This is a genomic window from Streptomyces sp. NPDC005794 (assembly GCF_042871445.1).
In the GTDB taxonomy this organism is placed as follows: domain Bacteria; phylum Actinomycetota; class Actinomycetes; order Streptomycetales; family Streptomycetaceae; genus Streptomyces.
On record NZ_JBIAIN010000008.1, the window covers coordinates 185,158 to 209,193 of the forward strand.

Genomic DNA, 24,036 nt, shown 5'->3' on the forward strand with positions numbered 1-24,036 from the left:
GTCCCTCTTGCCCTCTGGTGCGCCCCACCGGGCCCGGTCATGCTGTCCGCCGACAGCGCATCCCGCGCGCAATCCACGCTGCACCAGGAGGATTTGTGGGCCCTGGCACCTTCCGCGGCACCCTGCGGCCGATCGTACTGCTGGCGACCGTGGTGGCGACGGCGGCAGGGGCCGTCGCACCCGCAGCCGCCGACCAGACCCCGGATCCCCGGCCGCACACCACCGCCGAGATCCTCAGACCCGTCGCCCCGCCGGCCGCGAGCGGCCCGTCCGGCGAGGCGAGATCCGTCGTGGACGGCGACGGAATCGAGACCGCCCGCGCCTCCCGCCCCGTCGCTCCAGGTGTCCGTCTGAGCTCGTACGACCGCCTCGAGTCCGACAAGTGGCTGCGGGTCGACACCCTCTCGGTCGATCTGGACGGCAGCGGAGTACGTGCCGACTACCTCTCCTCGGGCAAGGTCGCGGACCGGCACACCGTCTCCGAGCTCGCCGCCGGGCACGACCCGGGGCAGGGCCGCCGTACCGTCGCCGCGATCAACGCGGACTTCTTCGACATCAACCAGACCGGGGCGCCCCAGGGCCCCGGGGTCAAGGACGGCCGGACGGTCCACTCCCCGGCCCCGGGCGTCAACCGCGCGGTGGGCATCGGGCCGCAGAACGCGGGCCGCGTCCTGGAGCTGTACTTCGACGGCACGCTGACCCTCCCCTCGGGGGCGCACCCGCTCGCCGCCTACAACGCGGCGAACGTGCCGGCCCGGGGTGTGGGGGCCTACACCCCGGCCTGGGGCAGCGCGGACCGCGCGCTCACCGTCGACGCCGCGCAGCCCGTCGCCGAAGTGGCCGTGCGCGACGGCAAGGTCGTCTCCGTATCCGGCACCCCCGGAACGGGCGCGGTGCCCGAGGGCACCGTGGTGCTCGTCGGCCGTGAGGCCGGGGCCGCACTGCTGACCGCCCTGAAGCCCGGTGACCCGGTCGGCATCGCATACCGGGCACGCGCCGACAGCGGGGCCGTCCCGCACACCGCCGTGGGCGGCAGGGAACTGCTCGTCGTCGACGGGACGGCACAGAACCACGACGGCGAGGGCAACAACACCGCGGCGCCCCGCACCGCCGTCGGGTTCTCCAAGGACGGCCGGACCATGCAGGTCGTCACCGTCGACGGCCGTCAGACCGACAGCGGAGGCATCACCCTCACCGAGCTGGGCGAGATGATGCGCGGGGCCGGCTCGTACAGCGCCCTGAACCTCGACGGCGGAGGCTCCTCGACGCTCGTCGCCCGTGAGCCCGGCAGCGACGTGCTCCAGGTCGAGAACAGCCCGTCCGACGGCAGCGAGCGCACGGTGCCCAACGGACTCGCCCTGACCGCCCCCGACGGCAGCGGGCGGCTCGAAGGGTTCTGGGTCGAGACCCGTACGCCGGCCGGTGCGGCCCCCGGCGACGCCCCGGTCACCGGCGGCCACCCCGAGCGGGTCTTTCCGGGTCTGACCCGGCGGCTCACCGCCGCCGGTCACGACGAGACGTACGGCCCCGCCGCCGGCGCCCCGCGCTGGCGTGCCGTCAGCCCGGCCGTCGGCAGCGTCGACGACCGGGGGACGTTCACCGCCCACCGGAGCGGCACGACCGACGTCCGGGCGGAACGCGCGGGGGCGCACGGCGCGACTCGGCTCACCGTCCTCGACCGGCTCGCCCGTGTCAGGCCCACCACCGCACGTGTCGGCCTGGCGGACCAGGCGGCCACCGGCGGCTTCGGCATCGTCGGGCTGGACGCCCATGGCACGAGTGCTCCCGTCGAGCCGGGGGACATCACCCTCGACTACGACCGCAGGCTGTTCGCCGTCGCCGACGACGGGCGGGGATCCTTCACCGTCAGGTCCCTCACCGGCTCGGGAGCGGGACAGATCAAGGCCACCGTGGCAGGCGTCAGTACGACTCTCGCGGTGAGCGTCGGCCTCACCGAGCAGACCGTGTCGGACTTCGAGGACGCCGGATCCTGGAAGTTCAGCCAGGCCCGCGCGGACGGCTCGCTCGCCGCGACGCCGGACGGGCACACCGGCACCGGCCTCCGGCTCACCTACGACTTCACCCGGTCGACGGCCACGCGCGCCGCGTACGCCGCCCCGCCGCAGCCCGTCGTCGTAACAGGCCAGCCGCAGGCCTACTCACTCTGGATCAAGGGAGACGGCCACGGCGCCTGGCCGACCCTCCACCTCAAGGACGCCGCAGGCTCCGACCAGCTGTTGCGGGGGCCGTACATCACCTGGACCGGCTGGCGGCAGGTCACGTTCGCCGTGCCGCCGGGCGCGGCGATGCCGCTGTCGGTGTACCGCTTCTACCTCGCCGAGACGGCCGCGGCCCGGCAGTACACCGGTGAGATCGTCATCGACGGCCTGACCGCCCAGGTGCCGCCCACCGTCGAACTTCCCGAACAAGCGGAACCCGCCGACCCGTTGATCGACACGGCCGCGGTGACCGAGGGCCGGGACTGGCGGTTCGCGGTGATGTCGGACGCCCAATTCGTCGCACGCGAACCGGACAGCGCCCTCGTCCGGCAGGCGCGCCGCACCCTGCGCGAGATCAAGGCCGCGCATCCCGACTTCCTGGTCGTCAACGGGGACCTCGTCGACGAGGGCTCGCCCGCCGACCTCGCCTTCGCCCGTCAGGTCCTCGACGAGGAGCTGGGCGACTCGTTGCCCTGGTACTACGTACCGGGAAACCACGAGGTGATGGGCGGGAAGATCGACAACTTCATCACACAGTTCGGCCCGGCCCGACGGACGTTCGACCACGAGGGCACCCGGCTCATCACGCTCGACACATCGAGTCTCAGCCTGCGCGGCGGCGGCTTCGCCCAGATCAAGGAGCTGCGCGCCCAGCTGGACGCGGCGGCGAAGGACCGGTCCGTCGGCTCCGTGATGCTGATCGAGCACGTGCCCCCGCGCGATCCGACCGTGCAGAAGGGGAGCCAGCTGAGTGACCGCAAGGAGGCCGCGCTCGTCGAACAGTGGCTCGCGGCCTTCCGGCGTACGACGGGCAAGGGTGCGGCCCTCATCGGCAGTCATGCCGGGGTGTTCGACGCCTCGCACGTGGACGGGGTCCCCTATCTGGTCAACGGGAACTCCGGGAAGGCGCCGGCCGGTCCGGCGGACGAGGGAGGCTTCACCGGCTGGTCCCTGATCGGCGCCGACAGCGTATCGCCCGCCGAACAGGCGGCAGCGCGCCGTCAGCCGTGGCGGGGCGGGCCCGACTGGCTGTCCGCGCAGACCCGAGCCCACGTGGACGCGCTGGTCCTTGACGCCCCCTCGGCCCTCGTCGAGGGGGAGCGCACGAAGATCGGCGCGCACGTCATCCAGGGCACCCGGACCGTGCTGGCGGCCTCCCCGCTCAGCGCTGACTGGACCGCCTCCCCGAACGTCCACATCGGGAAGGCGGACGGCGCCCGTCGCCGCCACGTCGCGACGCTGGATCCCACCACGGGTACGCTCGCCGCGCTCCGGCCGGGCGCCGTCAGGCTCGCGGTGACCGTCAACGGCGTCACCCACCAGGTGCGGATCCAGATCGCGGCCGGGGCGGTCGAACCCGCCGCCTGACGCACTCCCCGCACGGCTCCCGGACCAGTTCCGGGAGCCGTGCGGGGTTTCCTCGTGCTGCTCCGGACCGGCGGGGGCGTCCGGCGCGGCCCACTCACACCTTCCGGTAGCCGTACGCGTCCGTGGCCGCCGCCTCCACGGTGTCCAGATCGCCGCCCGCCGACGACGTCACCAGTGCGGCCACCGCGCCCTCCACGAACGGCGCGTCCACCAGCCGTGCCCCCTCGGGCAGTTCATCACCGTCCGCCAGCATGGACTTCACCGTGAGCACCGCGCTCCCGAGGTCCACCAGCAGCGCGACCCCGACGCCCCTGTCGACCGTCCTGGCGGCCTCGGCGATCAGCTCCGTACTCGTCCCCAGGCCTCCGGCCGAGGTGCCTCCCGCCGCTGCCACCGGGGCCGTCGCGCCACCGGCCGCCAGCCCCTTGGCCAACTCCACGACGGCCTCCGCCACCGGCCCGCTGTGCGAGACCAGCACGATCCCGACCTGCTTCTCCTCACTCATGCGTCGCCTCCACCGCTCGGTTCACCGGCCTCCACGAGTGCCCCGACCAGCAGCGCCGCCGAGGCGGCCCCCGGATCCTGGTGTCCGATGCTGCGCTCGCCGAGATAACTCGCCCTGCCCTTGCGGGCCCGCAGCGGCACGGTCGCCAGAGCACCGGCCAGCGCGGCGTCCCGGGCCTCGCCGAACGAGACGCCCAGCACCTCGACGGCGGGGAGCAGCGCGTCGAGCATCGTCTTGTCCCCGGCCTGCGCCCCGCCGAGCTGCGCCACCGCGGCGACGCCGGCACCCAGGGCCTCCGCCAGCTGACCGGCCGTCACCTCCGGCTCCTCGCCCAGCGTCTTCCCGGTACGGCGCAGCAGGGTCCCGTACAAGGGCCCGGACGCTCCGCCGACTGTCGAGATCAGTTGCCGGCCGGCCAGTGTCAGTACCGCCCCCGGTGACGCGGGGGTCTCCTTCTCCAGCTCGTCGCTCACGGCTGCGAAGCCGCGCCGCATGTTGCTCCCGTGATCGGCGTCGCCGATCGCGGCGTCGAGCTCGGTCAGCCGGTCCGCCTCGCGGTCGACGGCAGCCGCGGTGGCGGCCATCCAGCGACGGAAGAAATCGGTGTCGAGCACAAGATCTCCTGTTCCTCACACACGGTGGAAAAGTCCGTTCACCGGCCCCAGCGGAGCGCGGGCGTCTGTACCGGAGCGTCCCAGAGCCGCACCATCTCCTCGTCCACCTGGCAGAGCGTCACCGAGCAGCCTGCCATGTCGAGCGACGTCACGTAGTTGCCCACCAGCGTACGAGCCACCGTCACACCTCGCTCCGACAGCACCCGCTGCACCTCGGCATTGAACCCGTACAGCTCCAGCAGCGGTGTCGCGCCCATCCCGTTGACCAGCACCAGCACGGGACCATCCGGCCGCAGATCCTCCAGCACCGCGTGGACCGCGACGTCGGCGATCTCTCCGGACGTCATCATCGGGCGGCGCTCCCGGCCGGGCTCGCCGTGGATGCCGATGCCCAGTTCCAGTTCGCCCGAGGGCAGATCGAACGTCGGCGTGCCCTTCGCCGGAGTGGTGACGGAGCTGAGCGCCACCCCGAAGCTGCGCGAGGACTCGTTCACCCGCCGGGCCAGGGACTCCACCCGCTCCAGCGGCGCACCCTCGTCGGCGAGGGCGCCGGCGATCTTCTCGACGAACAGCGTCGCCCCGGTCCCGCGCCGGCCCGCGGTGAACGTGCTGTCGGCCACCGCCACGTCGTCGTCGACCAGGACCCGGGCGACCTGGATGCCCTCGTCCTCGGCGAGCTCGGCAGCCATGTCGAAGTTCAGTACGTCCCCGGTGTAGTTCTTGACGACGAACAGCACACCCGCGCCGCTGTCGACCGCGGCGGCCGCACGCACCATCTGGTCGGGCACCGGCGAGGTGAAGACCTCCCCGGGGCACGCCGCCGACAGCATGCCGGGCCCGACGAACCCGGCGTGCAGCGGCTCGTGCCCCGACCCGCCGCCGGACACGAGCCCCACCTTTCCGGCCACCGGGGCGTCACGCCGGACGACAAGACGGTTCTCGACATCCACGACGAGGTCCGGATGGGCTGCGGCCATACCGCGGAGTCCGTCCGCGACGACGGTCTCCGGCACGTTGATGAGCATGCGCAACGGTTCCTCCTGGGGAGAGCGTGACAGCCGGCCGAGGGTGCCGACCGGCCGTCGGCGTGAGATCCGGTCCTTTTGCGTCAGGTACGTACGGCACCAGTATCGAAGAGACCCGGATGATCGGGAAGCGACGCGTCGAAGGACGGCGTATCCCCGCGGAGGTGACATCGTCCGGTCACCCGCCCCACGTGACAGCGCGGGTGAGCCACTCGTCGAAGGGTGTCCGTGCCCCGCGGTCCCGGCGCGGCCGGCAGCCGGCCGCGCCGGCCATGGCGGCACCCGTGGCACCGGGAAGCCCGCCCGCCCTTCACGACCTCCTCCTGGCGGAGCTTGCCCTGGTAGTAGCCGTGAGACCCGGTCGATGCCGACGATCGACAGCGCCACATGGTGGCGTACCCCGGCACGTGCACCCGCCTCCAGCAGATCGCGGCCGACCGTGCCGAAGAACGAGACCGCCGTCGCACGGCGGAGGGCCGTCCTGTTGCTCACGTCGATGACCGCCGCCACACCGGCCGGAGCCGCGTCGAGTCCCGCGCCCGAGACGAGGCCGACGCCGCGCGAGCACGACCGGGTCGTGTCCCGCCGCGGTCAGTTCCTCGACGGCCGGCCGGCCGGCCACTCCGGTTCCGCCTGCCACCGCTACCCGCATGTCCCGTTCCTTCGAATCCGTTACGCGGTGGACCGACGCGGCCCGGGAACGCTGTTCCGGGGCCGCGTCTCCTGCCTCCACGACGGAGCGGCCGCCGCGGATGTGACGTCGCCGGCGAGCGGCCCTCAGTCGCGCATGCAGAGTTCGCGGTCGCTCAGCCACTGGCCGAACCAGTCGCCCAGCGGGAGGGTGACGCACCATCCGGGCTCGTTCGTTTCCGGTGCGGGCCCGGTCGGCGTCGACTGGCCCGGCTCGGGCGCCGTCGGTGTGCCGCTCGGGTCGGGAGCGGGCGCCGAGGGCCCGGTGGCGTCCGGCAGCCCGCTCAGCATCTCGCGGAACACCTGGGAGGACCCGGGGTTCTCGGCGCACTGCCACACCCCGTGCGGGCAGTAGTCCGTGATCGTCTGGTACAGCGGCTTGTGCCGCTCGATCCACTCCAGCATGCGGCGCATGTACTCGGGGTTGTCGCCGTTGCGGAACAGCCCCCATTCCGGGAACGAGATCGGCTTGCCGTGCTCGGCCGCGAAGTCGACCTGCTTCTGCAGGCCGTACGGTTCGTTCACCTGCTCGTCGAAGGTCCGCGCCGGCGGCTGGTCGTAGGAGTCCATGCCGATGATGTCCACGACGTCGTCGCCCGGATAGCACTCCGTCCAGGGCACGGCGTCCCGCCCCCGGCTCGGTGCGAAGTCGAAACGGAACTCCTGGCCGGACACGGACCGCATCGCGGTGACGATGCGGTTCCAGTACGCCTTCCACGCGACGGGGTCGGGTCCGCAGCGGTGTGTGTAGGTCGTGCCGTTCATCTCCCAGCCGAGGACGATCACCGTGTCCGGGACGCCCAGCAGGACCAGGCGCTCGGCCAGCCTGCGGAAGTGCTCGTCGAACCGGCCCTCGGCACCGGCCCGCAACAGGCCGCGCACCTCGTCGTCGGGGACCCGCTCCTCGTTCCGCTCCAGCATCGGCGTGTTGAGCACGAACATCCGGTCATCGGCCGCCTTACGCCAGGCGGCCCACGAGGTGAGGAAGCCGGGGCGGCCCTCGATGTTCTCCCACAGGTCGCCCGGCAGATAGCTGTGCCCGACACGCAGTTCCGTACCGCCGAGCCAGCGGGACAGCTCGCCCATTCGCTGCACCCCCTTCGGCCCGTAGTCCAGATAGGCGCCGACGGCGGTCGTCCTGTCCGGCTCCGGGATCGCCTGGGCGGCGCCCTTGCCGGCCTGGGTGTCCGCGGTGTCGTGGCCGGCGAGTACCACTCCGCCGGCCAGGAGGCAGAGCGCGCTCGCGCCGATGCCGAAATCGATGAGACGGCGCTTCACGGGCACGGCTCCTCCTTGGATGGCGGCCTGGTTCCGACTCTGCCGACCCTAAGGAGAAAGCTTCGGTAATGGCCTGTGGGAGGCCGGTGAATAGTCCATTCGCGGCCCGCGCAGGTTCAGAGACGTCCGTTCGGGTGAACCGTTCCGAAGGTGAAGGGAAGGGAACGGACCCGGTTGTCGAAATTCGAATCGACCAGATCCGGTTCGCCCGAAGTCCGGAGGCCTTCCATGCGTGCGAGCATTTCGCGGAAGAGCGCCTTCATCTCCAGCTTCGCCAGATGCGCCCCCAGACAGTGGTGAGGACCTCCGCCGCCGTATCCGAGGTGCGGATTGGGGGACCGGGTGATGTCGAAAGCATCCGGGTCGTCGAAGACGGCTGTGTCCCGGTTCGCGGACGCGTAGAGGAGTACGACCTTCTCCCCGGGCAGAAAGGTGTGGCCGCCGAGCGCGCGTTCGGCCGCCACCGTCCGGCGGAACTGGATGATCGGTGTCGAGTGACGGACGATCTCGTCGACCGCGCCGTCGGCGTAGCGGTCGAAGTCGGACTGCAGGAGGGCCCGCTGCTCCGGATGCGCGGTCAGCAGGACCATTCCGTGGGCGATCGCGTTCCGGGTGGTCTCCACACCGGCCACGAGCAGCAGCGAGAAGAACGCGCCGAGCTGACGCGAGGACAGTGCCTGTCCGCCGACGTCCGCGCGGACGAGCGCGGAGATCACATCGTCCGCCGGGGCGCGGCGACGCTCCCGGGCGATGCCCGCCATCTCCCACTGCATGCGGGCCAGCGAGCGCAGGCCACGCCCAGGGACCCGCAGCCGGGCGCGGCCACGGCGCCGCACCCCGACGTACTCCGACGCCCGGTCGATGCGCGCGGCGATGCCGGCCCGATGGCGTACGGGGATGCCCATCAGGTCGCAGATGACCTCGAAGGGCATCCGGGAGGGCGCCGCACGCATGAAGTCACCCGGGCCCTCGGCGATCATCTCGTCCACCAGCCGCCGGGCGACGGTGCCGATGTTCTCCTCGGCGGCGGCGAGCAGCCTGGGCGTGAAGGCCCGGGAAATGGTCCTGCGCAGCCCCGCGTGCTCGGCCCCGTCCATGTTGACCATGGAGTTGCCGAACAAGGCCTTGGCCCAAGGCGCCGGTTCGGGAACCGTGGCGCCGGGGGCGCTGGCGAAGACCTGCGGCTGCCGGCTGGCCGCCCTCACGTCCGCGTGCTTCACCAACGCGTAGAACGGTGTGGGCGACCCCGTACGCGGAGTGAAGAGGACCGGTGCGTCGAGTTCCCGCAGCCGGGTGAACGCGGACAACCGCTCGGACCGTGGCAGCCGCCAGAACGCCGGATCGGCCAGATCGGCACCGACCGTCCCTCGCACGCGGTCGGTGGGTACCTGCGTCGGCGTGTTCATGCAACCTCCAGGAGTCCGGACCGCCATGCTGGCCCCGCGGGCGGAACCGAGCGGCAGACACGGCCGGAGCGGCCGGAGAATTCCCACGGTCGCGTGATGTGCTGCGGATGAGAACTGTTCGCGCTCCGTCTCGTTTCCCACTCGAGCAAGAAATCTCGCAGAAGCGGACAAAGGGAGGTATGCCTGCCATGAATCCGACCACCGGCACACACGCGGAGCCGGCCGGTGCTCCGCGGCCGGCCCGCCGTGCGGTGCTGCGCACCGTCTTCACCTCGGTCGTGATCGCCGGAACCGGAGGCGCGCTCGCGCCGGTTCTCCTCGCAGGCCCGGAACCCGGAGAACGTAGCCAGGAGCGCGATGCCGTGGGGCCCGAGCGGTTCTCCGAGCTGTACAAGGGGCGCGAGATCCGGGGTACGGGCGCGCCCGTCGTGGCGGCCGGGGCGCAGCCGTACGCCGGTGAGGCCGGAACGGTCTCGGCCACGTCCGGCATCGACGTCCGTGTCGACGGGAGGGCGCTGCACGTGATGAGGCGTGCCGACGGGAGCTATCTGAGCACTGTCAACCACTACGAGTCGTTCCCGACGCTCCTCGAGACAGCGCGCGCGGCGGTCGACGAACTCGGCACCACCCAGCTGTCAGCAGTCTCCCCGCACACCATCTGAGCCCTAAGGACGAGCACGGGTGTACAGCCGCAAGAATCAGCGAGATCTCACGCGCACCGAGAAGAAACGCCTCGTCGACGCGATCCTGGAGCTCAAACGCTCGGGACGCTACGACGACTTCGTCACCCTGCACCGGCAGTACTACGTCACCGACGGCGACGTCGGACCACGTGCCGCTCACATGGCCCCGTCCTTCTTCCCCTGGCACCGCAGATACCTGCTGGAGTTCGAGCAGGCGCTGCAGGCCGTCGACTCCCAGGTGTCGGTCCCGTACTGGGACTGGACGCGGGACGACACGCCGAGCGCCTCCCTCTGGGCGGAGGACTTCCTCGGCGGCAACGGCAGGCCGGGCGACCGGCAGGTGATGACCGGGCCGTTCGCCTACCGGCAGGGGAACTGGCGCATCCGCGCAGGCGCCACCGCGGACCCCTTCCTGCGGCGTAACTTCGGCCGGCCCTCCGCACCCGTCACGCTGCCCGGCGCGGCGGACGTGGACCGCGCGCTGAGCGACCCGGTGTACGACGCCGCGCCCTGGAACAGCGTCAGCACCACCGGCTTCCGGAACAGGATCGAGGGCTGGGCCATCGGCGAGAGCCGTGGAGTGGCCAACCACAACCAGGTACACCGCTGGATCGGCGGGTCGATGGCGGGCGCGGCGTCACCCGACGACCCGGTCTTCTGGCTGCACCACGCCTTCATCGACCTGCTCTGGACCCGCTGGCAGAAGGCGCATCCGAGCTCCCGCTACCTGCCGGCCCGCGTGCTCCCCGCCGACGACCCGCAGCGGGACCGGGTCTTCGCGCTGGATCAGCCGATGCCCCCGTGGAATGTGGCGCCCTCACAGCTCATGGACCACTCCCGGCTCTACCGATACGTCTGACCCCTGTTGCCCGGCCGGAACGGGACCGGGCCTCCCCTCGCCGCCCGGAAGCGGAGTGGGGAGGCCCGGAGGGTACCTCGGGGGAGGTCAGTGGCCGTAGCCGTACTCGCCCTTGTCCGCGTGGCTGTCCGACACGTTCACGCAGGTGTTCCCGAACGCCGGGTTCAGCAGGGCGATCACGTTGACCGTGTTGCCGCACACGTTGACCGGGATGTGGACGGGCACCTGGGCTGCGTTGCCCGAAAGGACACCGGGGGAGTGGGCGGCGACGGCCTCCGCACCGGCGTCGGCGGTAGCCATGCCGGCACCGCCGGCGATCAGGGCACCAGTACCTGCCATGACGGCGGCCACCTTCGAGATACGCGACATCAGTTCTCCTTGAGAGGTTCGAGACCGGCTGCTGAACGTGCGGCCGGTATGCCCTGACAACGCGAAAGTCGGCAGACGGTAACGGATCAGCTCAAAACTCATCATCCTGGATCAACTCCGGCCGATCGCAGCGAGCCCGGCCGCCGGGAGCTCCCTCAGCAGGCCACGCCAGTCCCGCGCCGCGGGAAAACGGGACTTCACCGTTTCCGCCGCCCGGTCCCGCGCGGTCATCTGCGTCTCGCGCAGGCGCAGCAGCGGCTCCAGTGAGGAACGGGCCAGCAGCAGGCGCTGGTTGACGACCGACACGGGACTCCAGTGATTCTTGTACTGCTCCGAGCCGCGCAGCAGGCTCAGCACACCGCGGTCCAGGCTCTCGGACTCCCGCGCGAGCTCACGCAGCAGCATCAAGGAGACATCGACCTTCCGCTCCCTGAGCCGGGGATCGGCGCCGTAGAGGTAACCCCCGGTCAGCTGCGCGGACCGGAACGACAGATCGGCGGCCACCACCTCCCCGTCGAGCAGGAACTCCCTGACCGAGGCCTCGCCGTCGCGCACCATCCGGCGGGCGGAGCGCACCAGGTGCGCGCAGAAACGGGGCCGCAGGTGCTCCGGGGTGACCCCCCTGCCGAGCCACTGGAGCTCGTGCAGCCGCAGCAGGGTGCCGATCGCGCCCGCCACCCGGTGGACGGGCGCCGTGCGGCACTCGATGCCCAGCGCGTCGATCCGGCGCAACTTGGCCCGGGCCCGCTGGGCGCGCGAACCGGTCATCCGCCCGATGAGGGAGTCGACCGGCCCGGCCGGCAGTTCCATGCAGGTCGAGTCCGTACGGCTGCTCCGGGCGCCGGACCATGCCTCGAACAGCAGGTGCGCCGAGGCGTCGGGACGGACCTCCCTCAGGTCCACGACCGTGTGCCCGGCCGCCCGGTGGAGCCCGCGCTCCAGAGCGGTGACCGCCGCCCGGGTGTCCTCGCCGTCCACCAGGATGTCGGAGAAGTCGGAGATCGCGCCGCCCATCGGCACCAGCAGTGGCATCGGGCGGTGTACGAGCATCAGCGGCGCCGCGCCGATCAGACGCCCGCCCCGGCGCGCCAGTACGACCCTGAGCCGGCCGGGGGTTCCGTAGGAGAGCCACCACGAGTGGAGCCACGCGTGGCTCTGGAACGGTGTGGCGGTGGGGCAGCGGCGGTGCAGCGCGTCCCATTCGGCGGCGAGGTCCGCGAAGTCGGGCAGGTCCCTGCAGAGGGTGACGGTGAGCCGCCCACGAAGGTCGGTGTTCAACGCACGAGCTCCCGTTCGTCGGCGGCGCCGCCCTGGGCGGGGGCAGGTACCTGCGGGGTGACACCCCGGCGTCCGGGGCGGGGGCGGACGAGCAGGACCAGCCCGCCGACCAGCCCGCCCGCGCCGGCGCCCACGGCTGTGCCGAGCGGCGTGGAGGGGGACGCGGGGTCGACGGGCGGAACGGCGTGCGAGAACTTGATCAGCTTCACACCGGTGTCCTTCGAGACATGCCCGCTGCTGACGACCACCGCCTCGGTCACCGCGTTGGCGATGTCCGCGGCACGGTCCCGGTCGGCCGACGTGCCGGTGACCGTGATCATGGGCGAGTCGGGGGAGGTCTCGGACCGCACATGCGTGCGCAGTTCGCGAACGGGCTCCCCGGCGGCCCCCTTGGCGTAGGTGAGGGTGGCGTCGCTGGTGGCCAGGCGGCCGTACGACTGCGCGTACCCCAGCGCCGCGGCCGGATCGACGTCCTTGCCCGCGGTGACCATCGCGTAGCTGGTCGCCGCGTACTCGGGCTGGGCGAGCATTCCGTACGAGAATCCGCAGGCGGCTCCGAGCAGGACACCGGCGGGCAATGGCCACCAACTGGGCCGTACGAATGCGGGGCGGCGCCTGCGCCACCGTCCGGGGACGGCAGACTGCTGCTCGGGCGACTCGGTCATGGCTTCGCTCTCTCGGTCGGGGGAAATGTGGCGGTGCCGACGGCCTGTGCGTAGACGTCCACGAGGCGCCGGCTGCTGAGCCTGATGTCGTAGTGGTCCACGGCGGGAGGCGGCGGCAGCCTGTGGGTACCGCTCTCCATGCGACGCCGCAGGGCGGCCGTCAGCTCGTTCGTGGGGCCGGTCGCGCCGGAGGCGGATCCGATACGGGTGGCGCCCGGCACCCGGCCGGACGGCAGGTCCTCGATGGCGGGACAGGCCGCGTGCACCACGGGCAGCCCCGCGGCCAGGGCCTCGACGACGGCGAGACCGAAGGACTCCTCGCGGGACGCCGAGACGAACGTGTCGACGGCGCTGAGCACCGCGGGGATGCCGGGGGCCGCGCCCGTGGTGCCGCACTCGCCGAGGAACCTGACCCGGCCGGCCACACCGAGCCGGGCGGCGAGCGCGCGCAGCGGCACGGCCTCCGGCCCGTCCCCGGCCAGTACGAGCCAGGCGCCGGGGAGGGCGGCGACGGCGCGGATCAGCAGGTCGAACCGTTTGCCGGGAACCAGCCTGCCCACACCCCCCACCACGAAGGCCGCGTCGGGAAGGCCCAGCAGGGCCCGTGTGGCGCGCCGTCGCGCGCCGTCGAAGCGGAAGGCCGCCACATCGATGCCGTTGGGGACGGTGTGGATGCGGGAGGCAGGCACCCCCCAGTCACGCAGCCTTCCCGCGACGGTCTCGGAGACGGCGACCGTCGCCGCCCCGAGGCGCTCGGTGCGCAGGTAGAGCTCCCGGGTGCCCCGGGTGAGCGGACGCCCCTCGATCTCCGCGCGCCCCAGCGAATGCTCCGTCGACACCACGGTGGTCCCGGCGAGACGCGCCGCGATCCGGCCGTAGACACAGGCCCGGTACAGGTGCGTGTGCACGAGGTCGTACGCCCCGCTCCGGATGAGGCGGGCCAGCCGGGGCACGGCGGCGAGGTCCCGGTTGCTCCGCATGCCCAGATCCCGGACACGGACGCCGTCGGCGCGCAGGCCTTCCGCGACCGCTCCCGGGTTGGTGAGCGTCACGACGTCGCAGCGCACCGGCAGGTGACGCAGCAGCAGACGCAACTGCTGCTCGGCCCCGCCGACTCCGAGGCCGGTGATGACGTGCAGCGCCTTCACCCGGCGTCACCGGGCCTCGCGGTGCCGGCGGAGCGGTGCCGCAGCCGGTGCCGTACCTCCTTGGCCCGCAGGCGGGGGCCCCGGTCGGCGTGACTGACATGTGTGCGGGGAAGGGCGAGCGGTCCCGCGAGGGAGCCGGGGACCAGGGCGCACCCGTAGGCGTATCCCGCCTCCCGTACGGATTCGACCACCCGCCGGTCGGCCGTTCCGTACGGGTAGCAGAAGCCGGACGGCGGCTGCCGGACGATGCGGTGCAGTTCCCCCCGGCTGCCGTGCGTCTCCTTGCGCAGCTCCTCGTCGGACAGCGCCGTGAGATCCCGGTGGAGCATCCCGTGAGAACCGACCTCCATACCCGCCGCGGCGACGGTACGGATGCCCTCCTCGGTCAGCAGCGGTCTTCGCGGGCCGAGCGGATCCCAGTCGTTGGAGCCACCGGGCCTGCCGGGCAGGACGAACACCGTCGCCGTGCAGCCGTGAGCGAGCAGCACCGGGAGTGCCTCGTCGAGGAAGTCGGCGTACCCGTCGTCGAAGGTGAGTCCGACCATCCCTCGCTTCCCGGCGGCCCGCGCACGCAGCAGCGCCGTCATGCCCACGCCGCTCAGCCCCCGGCGTCGCAGCCAGGTCAGCTGCTCGTCGAGGCGTTCCGCGGAGACGGTGATGCCGTACGGATCGTCCAGAGGGTCGCTCACCGAGTGATAGGTCAGGATCCACGGCTGGGACCGGAGGGGGAGCGTACGGGCACGGGGTGCCGAGGTGTCAGCGGCCATGAGAAAACCTCTGTCGGATGAGTGCCAGCAGGTGAACGGCTTCGGGGGCTCTGAGCACGAGCCCGGTGAGCAGGAACGCCGTGGGTACGAGAAGACAGCCGGCCGCCAGACCCGCCACCGGCCCGGGCACCAGGTCCGTGGCCAGCCGGCCGGCGGCCGCGGCGACCGCCGCCGCGGCCATCGGCCGGGCGAGGGAGAGGGCGACGGCCCCGGCCCGTACGGCGACCGCCCGCGAGCCCAGCCCCAGGAGCATCAGCAGGGCGGTCGTGCTGATGCCGACGGCATTGGCGGCCGCGATGCCGTTGACGCCGAACGGGCCGGTCAGGAGCAGTCCGGCGACGGTGGTGACCAGCAGTCCGGCGCCCATCGCTCCGAGCGGGTACCAGGTGGGCCGGCCGGCCGAGAAGAACGGCCGGCACAGGGCGCCGACCAGGGTGTGGCCGAGCAGCCCGAGCGCGTAGACCCGCATGACACCGGCCGTGGCGGCGGTGTCAGCGGCGTCGAAGGCCCCACGCTGGAAGAGGACTTCGATGATCCGGGGCGCGCAGCCGAGCACCGTCGCCGTGCCCAGCAGCACCACGGTCCCGGCCAGGGCGAGATCGCGTTCGACCCGCTGCCGGGCGCCCTCCCGGTCCCCGGCCGCCATGGCCCGTGCGACGACGGGGAAGGTCACCGTGCAGATCATCATGGACAGCACCATCGGCAACTGCGCGACCTTCTGCGCGTAGTTGAGATGGGAGATGGCCCCGTCCGGCAGGGACGAGGCGAGGAACCGCTCCACGAAGACCTGCGACTGACGGCTCACCACGAACAGGACGACCGGCGCCAGGACCGTCGCGCCCAGAAGGGCGGAACCCCGCTTCCCTGCCGACTGCTTCCCGCCGCGCCGGGGCAGCAGCCGTAGATACGTGGGCAGCAGCGTGAGGATCATCAGCAGACTGCCGACGGCGACCCCCGCGGCCGCGGCGCGCACACCCCAGACGGAGTGCAGCGCCAGGGTCATGCCGATGATGCCGATGTTGTACGCGATGTAGACACCGGCCGGTGCCAGGAACCGGCCGTGCGCCCGCAACGCGGCGCTGAAGTACCCCGTGACGCCGAAGGTGAGCACCGTGACGGCCGTCAGACGCGTGCAGTCCACCGCGAGCCGGGGGTCGTCCAGCCCGGGCGCCAGGATGCCGACGGCCCAGGGGGCGCCCCAGACCAGCAGCCCTCCCGCACAGGCCAGCACGGCGAACAGCCGGGGAAAGGTGTCGGCCACCAGGGCGCGGACCGGGTCCTGCGTGTGCCCGCCGGCGGCACGCCGTGTCAGCGCCAGGCTGAACGCCGGCACGAGCAGCAGCGCCATGCCGTCCTCGATCAGCAGCGTGGCCGCCATCTCCGGCACCGTCCAGGCGATCAGGAAGGCGTCACTGGCGTGACTGGCGCCGAAGAACCGGGCGATGGCCTGGTCCCGTACGAGCCCCAGCAGGGCGGCGATCACGGTCAGTCCGCCGGCGCCGGCCACCGCCCGGGCCAGGAAGCGCCCGGGCCGCACCGGAACCTCGGGCGTGGACGGCGCGGTGACCGGCGCCTCCGCGGCCGGATCCGTGGCGGTCCCGCTCACGCGGCGGTCGTCCTCTCCGGTTCCGCCAGGGCCCACCACGCGGCGAGGCCGAGCACGATCCCGGTCAGGACGGTGGAGGGGCCGCCGATGTCCGCGTACAGGAAGTCGACCGTCTGCCAGGTCATCAGCCCGACGGCGGCGAGACCGCAGTCGACGGCCGCGGCTCCCCGTGCCCGTGCGTGGACCAGCCTGCGCACCCCGCCCACCAGGAGCGCCGCCCAGGAGCCCGCCAGGGCGGTGATGCCGATGAGTCCCTGCTCACTGAGGACCAGCAGATACATGTTGTGGGGCGAGAGCAGCGGCTGCCTGCGGAACTCCTGTCCGGCCCCCGCCGTGTCACTTCCGGCGGAGAGCCCGATCGAGGCGTGCCCGTCCCGGTGCGCCGGGAACCCCTTCAGACCGACGCCGGTCGCGGGCCGCTCGCGCCACATGCCCGCCGCGGCGGCCCACATGGTGTAGCGGTCGTTGACCGACCGGTCGGGGGCGCTGGTCACCTCGGTGATGCTGGTGAGGCGCTGCGAGATCATCTCGGACCCGACGCCGAAACCGCCGACCAGGACGACCCCGGCCGCGCCCAGCACCGCCAGCGCGCGAACGGCCTGCCGGAGTCCGGTCAGCGCGATCACGGCGAGGCCCCCCGCCGCCGTCGCGATCCACGCCCCCCGGCTGAACGACAGCGTGAGCGGGACGACCAGCAGCGCGGCGGTCAGGGGAGCCCACGGCTTCAGCCGGTGAGGCGCGCCCGCGGGGGTGCGGAGCGCGTACGCGGTGGCCGCGACCAGACCGTAGCCGACGACCGTCGCCATCCCCATCACGTCACCGGGGCCGAACGTGCCGACCGCGCGGATGTCCTGGCCCATGTAGGAGGCGCCGGAGCCGGTGACGTACTGGTGGACACCCGTCACACCCTGGACGGCCGCCAGCAGGACGAGCGCTCCCGTGACGGCCCGGAACCCCCACGCGTCCCTGACCAGGAAAAGGACCGCGGCCGGCACCAGGACGAAGATCTGCAGGTACCGCACGAACCCCGGCAGCGCCGCCACCGGGTCCGTGGCGGTGACGGTGGCCAGGGCGAGGCCCACGACCGGCAGCCCCAGCACGATCGCCGCGGCCGGTGTGAGCGGACGCCGCCGAAGGAACAACAGGTGGCCCGCACATGCGAGGACGGCCGCACCGGAGACGAGATCGGCCGCCTGTACGCCGAACACGGCCCCGGCACCGGTGCCGTCCGACGGTACGCCCACGAGCAGGACGGTCGCGATCAGCGGCAGCAGCGGCCACCGATGGCGCCACCCGGACGGGGGTGCCTTCTCCTGGGCGGCCGGCGGTGCGGGTGCCACGGTCACGGTGAGTGTCACGGTTCAGCTGCCTCCGAGCCGGAACACCGTGCCGGCCGTGCGCGCCAGCACGCACATGTCCTGCCACAGCGACCATGTCTCGATGTAGTGGTTGTCGAACCGGGCCCGGTCCTCGATCGAGGTGTCGCCGCGCAAGCCGTGCACCTGGGCGAGCCCCGTGATGCCGACGGGCATCCGGTGCCGGGCCCGGTAACCAGGGTGTGTCCGGCTGAACTGCTGGACGAAGTAGGGACGTTCGGGTCGCGGACCGACCAGACTCATGTCGCCGCGTACGACGTTCCACAGCTGTGGCAGCTCATCGAGCGACGTCCTGCGCAGCAACCTGCCGACACGGCTCATGCCCCGGTCCGCCGCCACGTTCCACCGGGTGGCCGACTCGTGGGCGTCGGCCGGGCGCAGGGTCCGGAACTTCAGCAGGACGAACGGCCGTCCGTGCCCGCCGATCCGCTCCTGACGGAAGATGACGCCCGGTCCGTCGCACACGCGTACGGCGAGGGCGCAGGCGGCCATCACCGGGGACGCCGCGACCAGGGCGACCGAGGCCAGGACGGCGTCCGTGGCCCGCTTCACCCGGCGAGCCACCGGACGGTGCGGGGCATGCAGCGGGTGTGCCGCGAAGCCCCACACATGGTCCGGCCGGGACGCGCCACGGCACCGCGCGACCGTTCCCTGATCGGTGATCAGCCACACCCGGCAGCCGTGACGTGCGAACAGGGAGAAGAGTTCCGCCCCGTCGGGCGCGGTCTCGGGCGGAACCGTGAAGACGGCGTGCCGCACGGAGTTCTGCACGACGGCCCGGCGGGCGTCCTGCACCGACGCGAGGACCGGCAGCGGCGCTTCGCCCGGCGGCGCTTCCGCCGTCTCGCCCGCATCCGTGCCCGAGCCCACCAGCCGGCCGACCGGCCGCATCCCGTACCGCGTGTGCTCCTGCAGAACGGCGATGACCCGGTCGGCGACCGGACCGTCGCCGACCACCAGGGTGGACTGCGGATCGCGTGCGGCCGACCAGAGCCGGGACCGGTGGACGAGGGCGCGTGCCCCGAAACTCACCAGGGTCTGGACGCCCGCCGCACAGCCGAGGGTCACCCACCCGGTGGCGCGCAGCGGGTCGTGGGCGGCCACCGGGTGGGTGACGACGTACCACTGGACCACGGCCAGCCCGGCCAGCGCGGGCAGTTCCGCCAGAGCGGACGGGGAGAGCCTGGTGCGGTAGAGGCCCCGGCAGGCGTTCAGCAGGAGTTGGACGGCGGCCTGCAGGAGGACGGCGAGCGGTGGCCACGGCGCGGGGGCGACCAGGGCCACGGCCAGACCGAGCGCGAGCACGTCGGAGGTCATGAGCATCGCCGGCGCCCGCCGGTACCGGATGCCTCCGGCGGTCCGGGGGGCCGGAGTGCCGCCCTGACTGCCGCCGCGCGGCGGCCGGATCGCGGAAGCGGTGTGCCGCACGGCAGTCGCCTGGGTGGCTCGGGGAACAGGTGTACTCTCCGTCGTCATCGCTCGGTGTGCTTCCTCGTCGTGGGGCGGGACTGGCCGACAAGTTCCTGGTAGAGGCGCAGGACCGCTCCGGCGGTCTTCGTCACGTCGAAGACCGACCGGGTGCGGAGCTGGGCCGTGCGGCCCAGCTCCGCCCGCAGCGCCGGGTCGCTCAGCAGCGTGGTCAGCGCCGCCGCGAGGGCCGTGGGGTCCTCGGGCGGCACGAGGCAGTGGGGCAGATGACCGGGGGGCAGGCTTTCCCTGGCCCCGTTGACGTCGGTCAGCAGGACGGGCGTGCCGCAGGCCATGGCTTCGAGGGGGGTTAGAGCCATCCCCTCCCAGCGCGAGGGGAGAACCAGCAGCTCCGCCGCGTGGATCCAGGGCCGCACATCCGTGCTGGCCCCGGTGAAGAGCACGCCGGGGGGCGCGGCGCGCCGCAGCTCGTCCCCGTACGGCCCGTCGCCGACCAGGACCAGGCGCGCACCGCCCACCGCTGCCGTCCGCCAGGCCCGCAGCAGCACGTCCTGGCCCTTCTGCCGGCTCAGGCGTCCGACGCACACGACGAGCGGCGCATCGGCCGGGATCCCCCGGAGCAGCGGAAGCGAGGCGCGGGCCGACACGCCGGCACCCGCGCGGGCGGGCCGGAAGCGGCCGAGGTCGATGCCGTTGTGGATCACTGACCAGCGCGCCGAGATGCCCGCGCGCTGGCCGGCCCGGCGCTCGGACTCGCTGACGCAGACGATGCGGTCGCTCCACCGGGCCCCGAGCCGCTCCCACACCGTGGCCAGTCCCGCGGCCCTGCCCTCCAGAGCCTCGAACGACCAGGCGTGTGGCTGGAAGACCGTCGGAACCCGGCCGCGGACGGCCAGGCGCCCGGCGAGCCCGGCCTTGGCACTGTGGGCATGGATCACGTCGGGAGCACACGCGTGGATCAGACGGCTTGCCGTGAGGACCTCCCGGGCCAGACCGGGGCCGGGAGCGCGCTCCGCCGGCCAGGCGCACACCCGGGCCCCGGCGGCGGACGCCCCGGCTGCCAGAGGTCCGTCGGGCGGGCAGGCCACGACGGGCCGCAGTCCTGCCCGGACCTGCGCCGCGACGAGGTCGGTCACGACGCGTGCGACTCCTCCGTCCACCGGCTGGACCAGGTGAAGAACGGTCAGTCGGCTTTCGTCGGTGCAACTCTTCTGCAGCACGCACGGCTCTCTTTCACATGCCCCCGAAGAGCCGGTTCGCGTAAAACACCGGCGGTAAGGAATTTGGCGGCGGAGATCAAGTGGGTTAAACCGAAACGCACTGTGGCAGAATGTGCGTGGGAAAACACGCATGACTCGCGCTCATGACCACATGGGTTGTCTCCGGCCGAACCGTCGGCCACGGGTATCCCGGATCCTGCGGCGTGTCGGACGACTATGGCCGTCATTGTTCCCGGCTGTGCCGCATGATGTCCGTGCTGTATGCCTCGGCTCGTATGCGTGAGGGCGAATCCGACGGCCCCGGAAACGTATGAAGGTAATGGGCCGCAATTCTCGCCGAGTTGACCGCCCCGATCACGGCTGCCCGTGTTCCGCCTGCCGGGTTCCGGTCGTCCGGGAGGAATTCCCGCTCCCGCCGCATCCCGGCGTCCTCCCGCGCGAACCGGCCAACCAGGGCGGAACGGTCCCAGGACCCCGTGCGCCTCGGATGTACTTCTGGTCCGGCCGCTCACCCGCGAGTGCGGCCGAAGAGGCAGTATCGGGTACAACTCGTGATGATCGTCCGCCCCATGGCGGTCCGCGAACGGCCGATGAGGACAGAGGAGAAGCGATGGTTCACGAACGGGCCGGTCAGCCGGCGCAGCCCGGCGACCTGGTGGACGTGGCACGGCTGGTGACGGCCTACTACACGGTTCACCCCGACCCGGCCGAGCCCGCCCAGCGTGTGGCCTTCGGAACGTCGGGCCACCGGGGATCGGCACTCGCGGCGGCGTTCAACGAGGACCACATCGCCGCCACCACCCAGGCCATCTGTGACTACCGGGAGCGGCAGGGCACCGACGGGCCGCTGTTCCTCGGCGCCGACACCCACGCACTGTCCGAACCCGCCCGGGTCACGGCCGTGGAAGTGCTGGCCGCCAACGGTGCCACCGTCCTGATCGACAGCGACGACGGCTACACCCCCACCCCGGCCGTCTCCCACGCGATCCTGACGTACAACCGCGACCGCACGGGCGGCCTCGCCGACGGCATCGTCGTCACGCCCTCGCACAACCCGCCCGCCGACGGCGGGTTCAAGTACAACCCGACACACGGCGGGCCGGCCGGCTCGGATGCCACCTCCTGGATCCAGGACCGGGCCAACGCCCTGATCGAGGGCGGTCTGAAGGAGGTCCGGCGGATCCCCTACGCCCGGGCACTCGCCGCCGGCACCACCGGGCGGCACGACTTCCTGACCGCCTACGTCGACGATCTCCCGGCCGTCCTCGACCTGGACGCCGTACGCGATGCCGGGATCCGGATCGGCGCCGACCCCTTGGGCGGCGCCTCGGTCGCGTACTGGGGGCGGATCGCCGAGCGTCACCGGCTGGACCTCACGGTCGTCAATCCGCTCGCCGACCCCACCTGGCGTTTCATGACGCTGGACTGGGACGGGAAGATCCGGATGGACTGCTCCTCGCCGCACGCCATGGCCTCGTTGATCGAGCGACGCGACGCGTACACCATCGCCACCGGGAACGACGCCGACGCCGACCGGCACGGCATCGTCACGCCCGACGGCGGGCTGATGAACCCCAACCACTACCTGGCCGTCGCCATCCGCTATCTCTGCTCCCACCGTGAGGGCTGGCCGGCCGGCACCGGCATCGGCAAGACCCTGGTCTCCTCCTCCATGATCGACCGGGTCGCCGCAGACCTCGGGCGTCAGCTGGTGGAGGTCCCGGTCGGCTTCAAGTGGTTCGTCGACGGGCTGTTCGGCGGCACCCTCGGATTCGGCGGCGAGGAGTCCGCAGGAGCGTCCTTCCTGCGCCGCGACGGCCGGGTGTGGACCACCGACAAGGACGGCATCCTGCTGGCCCTGCTCGCCTCCGAGATCACGGCGGTCACCGGCTCCACCCCCTCCCAGCACTACGGCGAACTCACCGCCCGGTTCGGCGATCCGGCCTACGCCCGGGTCGACGCGCCGGCGACCCGCGAGCAGAAGGCGGTGCTGGCCAGGCTCTCCCCGGAGCAGGTCACCGCGGACACGCTGGCCGGTGAGCCGATCACCGCCGTGCTCACCGAGGCACCTGGCAACGGCGCCGCCATCGGCGGGCTCAAGGTCTGCACCGACAGCGCGTGGTTCGCGGCCCGGCCGTCCGGCACGGAGGACGTCTACAAGGTGTACGCGGAGAGCTTCCAGGGCGCCGGACACCTGGCCAGGGTCCAGGACGAGGCCCGCGCCCTGGTCGCCGACGCACTGGGTGCCACAGGCTGAGCAGCCGGGCGGCGGACCGGCCGGGTCCACCCGCCCCGGCCTTAATCCGCCGTACGAGCCCGGGCACGCCGTCGACGAGCCGGGTCACCGTGCGGTCACGCGGCAGGGACGGTCTGCTGGACCTGCCGGAGGAAGGCGGCGTTGTCGGGGGTCCTGCGGATCTTGTCCAGCAGCGCTTCGAGCGTGGCCTGGGCGTCCCTCGACCGGAGGGCGCGCCTCAGTCCGCGTACGGCGGCCAGTTCCCCTGCGGGCAGCAGGAGTTCCTCGCGGCGGGTGCCGGAAGGAGTGATGTCGACCGCGGGGAAGACCCGCCGGTCCGCCGACGTACGGTCGAGGCGGAGCTCCATGTTGCCGGTGCTCTTGAGCTCTTCGAAGAAGTAGTCGTCGGCGCGGGAGCCGGTGTCCACCAGTACGGTCGCCAGAATGGTGAGTGAACCCCCTTCCTCGGCGAGCCGGGCCGCTCCGAACAGTTTCTTGGGGCCGGTGAGTGCCGCCGCGTCCACGCCGCCGCTCAACGTGCGGCCGCCGGCCCCGGCGTTGTTGTTGTGCGCGCGGCACAGCCGGGTGAGGGAGTCGAGGAGGATCACGACGTCCCGGCCTTGTTCGACCAGCCTCTTGGCGCGTTCCACGGCGAGATCCGCGAGCGCGATGTGCTCCTTGGCGGGTCGGTCGAAGGTGGAGGCGTACACCTCGCCGCGCACGGAACGGCGCATGTCCGTGACCTCTTCCGGGCGTTCGTCCAGGAGGACCACCATCAGGTGGCACTCGGGATGATTGACGGCGACCGATGCGGCGATCTGCTGCAGCAGCACGGTCTTGCCGGTCTTCGGCGGTGCGACGATCAGGCCGCGCTGCCCCTTTCCGACAGGTGAGACGAGGTCGATGATCCGCGGGGCCGGGCCCCCGTCCGGCCTCTCCAGACGCAGTCGCTCCCGGGGGTGGAGCGGGGTGAGGTCGCGGAAGTGCGGGCGGCCCCGGAGCTCGTGCGCCGCACGGCCGTTGACGGAGTCGACACCGGACAGCGCACGAGGCCGGTCGCACGTCCCTTCGACGACATCGCCCTTGCGCAGGCCGTACCGCCGGATCAGCGCGGGCGACACCTGGACGTCGAGGGGGGAGGGGTGGCCACCGTCGGTGCGCAGTACGCCGTGTCCGTTGTTCGTGGTGTCGAGGACACCGACGGTGCGGACGGGCTGATTCTGCCGGACTACGGGGCGTTCGAGTGTGCTGGTCATGGCGGGTCCTTTCGCGGACAAGGCGAATGAGAGGTCCGGC

The 24,036-nt window shown here is 72.3% G+C and carries 19 protein-coding genes; 4 read left to right on the forward strand and 15 right to left on the reverse strand.

Annotated elements, in window-relative coordinates; all coding sequences use genetic code 11:
• Positions 1-95 precede the first annotated feature (95 nt).
• Positions 96-3,587 (forward strand): phosphodiester glycosidase family protein, encoded by a 3,492-nt coding sequence (locus tag ACFYQ5_RS15405; RefSeq protein WP_389197788.1) that lies wholly within the window; start codon positions 96-98, stop codon positions 3,585-3,587.
• 94 nt (positions 3,588-3,681) lie between these two features.
• On the opposite strand, the gene ACFYQ5_RS15410 is transcribed toward ACFYQ5_RS15405, so the two are convergent.
• The 5 genes from ACFYQ5_RS15410 to ACFYQ5_RS15430 all read right to left on the reverse strand — a co-directional run bounded on the left by ACFYQ5_RS15410 (position 3,682) and on the right by ACFYQ5_RS15430 (position 9,105).
• On the reverse strand, positions 3,682-4,092 hold the full coding sequence (locus ACFYQ5_RS15410) for a PTS-dependent dihydroxyacetone kinase phosphotransferase subunit DhaM (protein WP_389197789.1): 411 nt from the start codon (positions 4,090-4,092) through the stop codon (positions 3,682-3,684).
• Positions 4,089-4,706 carry a dihydroxyacetone kinase subunit DhaL gene (gene dhaL, locus ACFYQ5_RS15415; RefSeq protein WP_389197790.1) on the reverse strand — a complete coding sequence of 206 codons (618 nt, stop codon included), beginning with the start codon at positions 4,704-4,706 and terminating at the stop codon, positions 4,089-4,091. Before dhaL ends, ACFYQ5_RS15410 begins: the two co-directional genes overlap by 4 nt.
• A 38-nt stretch (positions 4,707-4,744) precedes the next feature.
• A complete protein-coding gene (dhaK, locus tag ACFYQ5_RS15420) occupies positions 4,745-5,737 on the reverse strand; it encodes a dihydroxyacetone kinase subunit DhaK (RefSeq protein ID WP_389197791.1) in 993 nt (330 codons plus the stop codon).
• Positions 5,738-6,508: 771 nt separating this feature from the next.
• Positions 6,509-7,705, reverse strand: a complete 1,197-nt coding sequence (locus tag ACFYQ5_RS15425) for a glycoside hydrolase family 26 protein (protein WP_389197792.1) — start codon at positions 7,703-7,705, stop codon at positions 6,509-6,511.
• Positions 7,706-7,815: 110 nt separating this feature from the next.
• Positions 7,816-9,105, reverse strand: a complete 1,290-nt coding sequence (locus ACFYQ5_RS15430; RefSeq protein ID WP_389197793.1) for a cytochrome P450 — start codon at positions 9,103-9,105, stop codon at positions 7,816-7,818.
• Positions 9,106-9,293: 188 nt separating this feature from the next.
• Between ACFYQ5_RS15430 and ACFYQ5_RS15435 the strand changes: the two genes are divergently transcribed.
• Positions 9,294-9,767: a tyrosinase family oxidase copper chaperone gene (locus ACFYQ5_RS15435; protein WP_389197794.1), complete on the forward strand. Its 474-nt coding sequence runs from the start codon at positions 9,294-9,296 to the stop codon at positions 9,765-9,767.
• 19 nt (positions 9,768-9,786) lie between these two features.
• Positions 9,787-10,647 carry a tyrosinase family protein gene (locus ACFYQ5_RS15440; RefSeq protein ID WP_389197795.1) on the forward strand — a complete coding sequence of 287 codons (861 nt, stop codon included), beginning with the start codon at positions 9,787-9,789 and terminating at the stop codon, positions 10,645-10,647.
• Positions 10,648-10,734: 87 nt separating this feature from the next.
• Here ACFYQ5_RS15440 and ACFYQ5_RS15445 read toward each other — a convergent pair whose 3' ends face one another.
• The 9 genes from ACFYQ5_RS15445 to ACFYQ5_RS15485 form a co-directional block, all read right to left on the reverse strand.
• Entirely contained in the window at positions 10,735-11,016 is a 282-nt protein-coding gene (locus tag ACFYQ5_RS15445) for a chaplin (RefSeq protein ID WP_389197796.1), read from the reverse strand.
• Positions 11,017-11,127: 111 nt separating this feature from the next.
• A complete protein-coding gene (locus tag ACFYQ5_RS15450; RefSeq protein WP_389197797.1) occupies positions 11,128-12,294 on the reverse strand; it encodes a GNAT family N-acetyltransferase in 1,167 nt (388 codons plus the stop codon).
• Positions 12,291-12,959 carry a YveK family protein gene (locus tag ACFYQ5_RS15455; RefSeq protein ID WP_389197798.1) on the reverse strand — a complete coding sequence of 223 codons (669 nt, stop codon included), beginning with the start codon at positions 12,957-12,959 and terminating at the stop codon, positions 12,291-12,293. The genes ACFYQ5_RS15450 and ACFYQ5_RS15455 overlap by 4 nt, the downstream gene beginning before the upstream one ends.
• On the reverse strand, positions 12,956-14,107 hold the full coding sequence (locus tag ACFYQ5_RS15460) for a glycosyltransferase (RefSeq protein WP_389197799.1): 1,152 nt from the start codon (positions 14,105-14,107) through the stop codon (positions 12,956-12,958). Before ACFYQ5_RS15460 ends, ACFYQ5_RS15455 begins: the two co-directional genes overlap by 4 nt.
• Positions 14,104-14,874, reverse strand: a complete 771-nt coding sequence (locus tag ACFYQ5_RS15465) for a polysaccharide deacetylase family protein (RefSeq protein ID WP_389197800.1) — start codon at positions 14,872-14,874, stop codon at positions 14,104-14,106. The genes ACFYQ5_RS15460 and ACFYQ5_RS15465 overlap by 4 nt, the downstream gene beginning before the upstream one ends.
• Entirely contained in the window at positions 14,864-16,480 is a 1,617-nt protein-coding gene (locus ACFYQ5_RS15470; protein ID WP_389197801.1) for a lipid II flippase MurJ, read from the reverse strand. The genes ACFYQ5_RS15465 and ACFYQ5_RS15470 overlap by 11 nt, the downstream gene beginning before the upstream one ends.
• Positions 16,477-17,838 (reverse strand): O-antigen ligase family protein, encoded by a 1,362-nt coding sequence (locus tag ACFYQ5_RS15475; RefSeq protein ID WP_389197802.1) that lies wholly within the window; start codon positions 17,836-17,838, stop codon positions 16,477-16,479. Before ACFYQ5_RS15475 ends, ACFYQ5_RS15470 begins: the two co-directional genes overlap by 4 nt.
• Before the next feature lie 3 nt (positions 17,839-17,841).
• Positions 17,842-19,332: a sugar transferase gene (locus tag ACFYQ5_RS15480; RefSeq protein ID WP_389197803.1), complete on the reverse strand. Its 1,491-nt coding sequence runs from the start codon at positions 19,330-19,332 to the stop codon at positions 17,842-17,844.
• Positions 19,329-20,504, reverse strand: a complete 1,176-nt coding sequence (locus ACFYQ5_RS15485) for a glycosyltransferase family 4 protein (RefSeq protein ID WP_389197804.1) — start codon at positions 20,502-20,504, stop codon at positions 19,329-19,331. Before ACFYQ5_RS15485 ends, ACFYQ5_RS15480 begins: the two co-directional genes overlap by 4 nt.
• A 610-nt stretch (positions 20,505-21,114) precedes the next feature.
• Between ACFYQ5_RS15485 and pgm the strand changes: the two genes are divergently transcribed.
• The gene (pgm, locus tag ACFYQ5_RS15490) at positions 21,115-22,761 is read left to right on the forward strand and encodes a phosphoglucomutase (alpha-D-glucose-1,6-bisphosphate-dependent) (protein ID WP_389197805.1); all 1,647 of its coding nucleotides are present in this window, start codon (positions 21,115-21,117) and stop codon (positions 22,759-22,761) included.
• 95 nt (positions 22,762-22,856) lie between these two features.
• Here pgm and rho read toward each other — a convergent pair whose 3' ends face one another.
• Positions 22,857-23,996, reverse strand: a complete 1,140-nt coding sequence (gene rho, locus ACFYQ5_RS15495) for a transcription termination factor Rho (protein ID WP_389197806.1) — start codon at positions 23,994-23,996, stop codon at positions 22,857-22,859.
• Between the last annotated feature and the right edge of the window lie 40 nt (positions 23,997-24,036).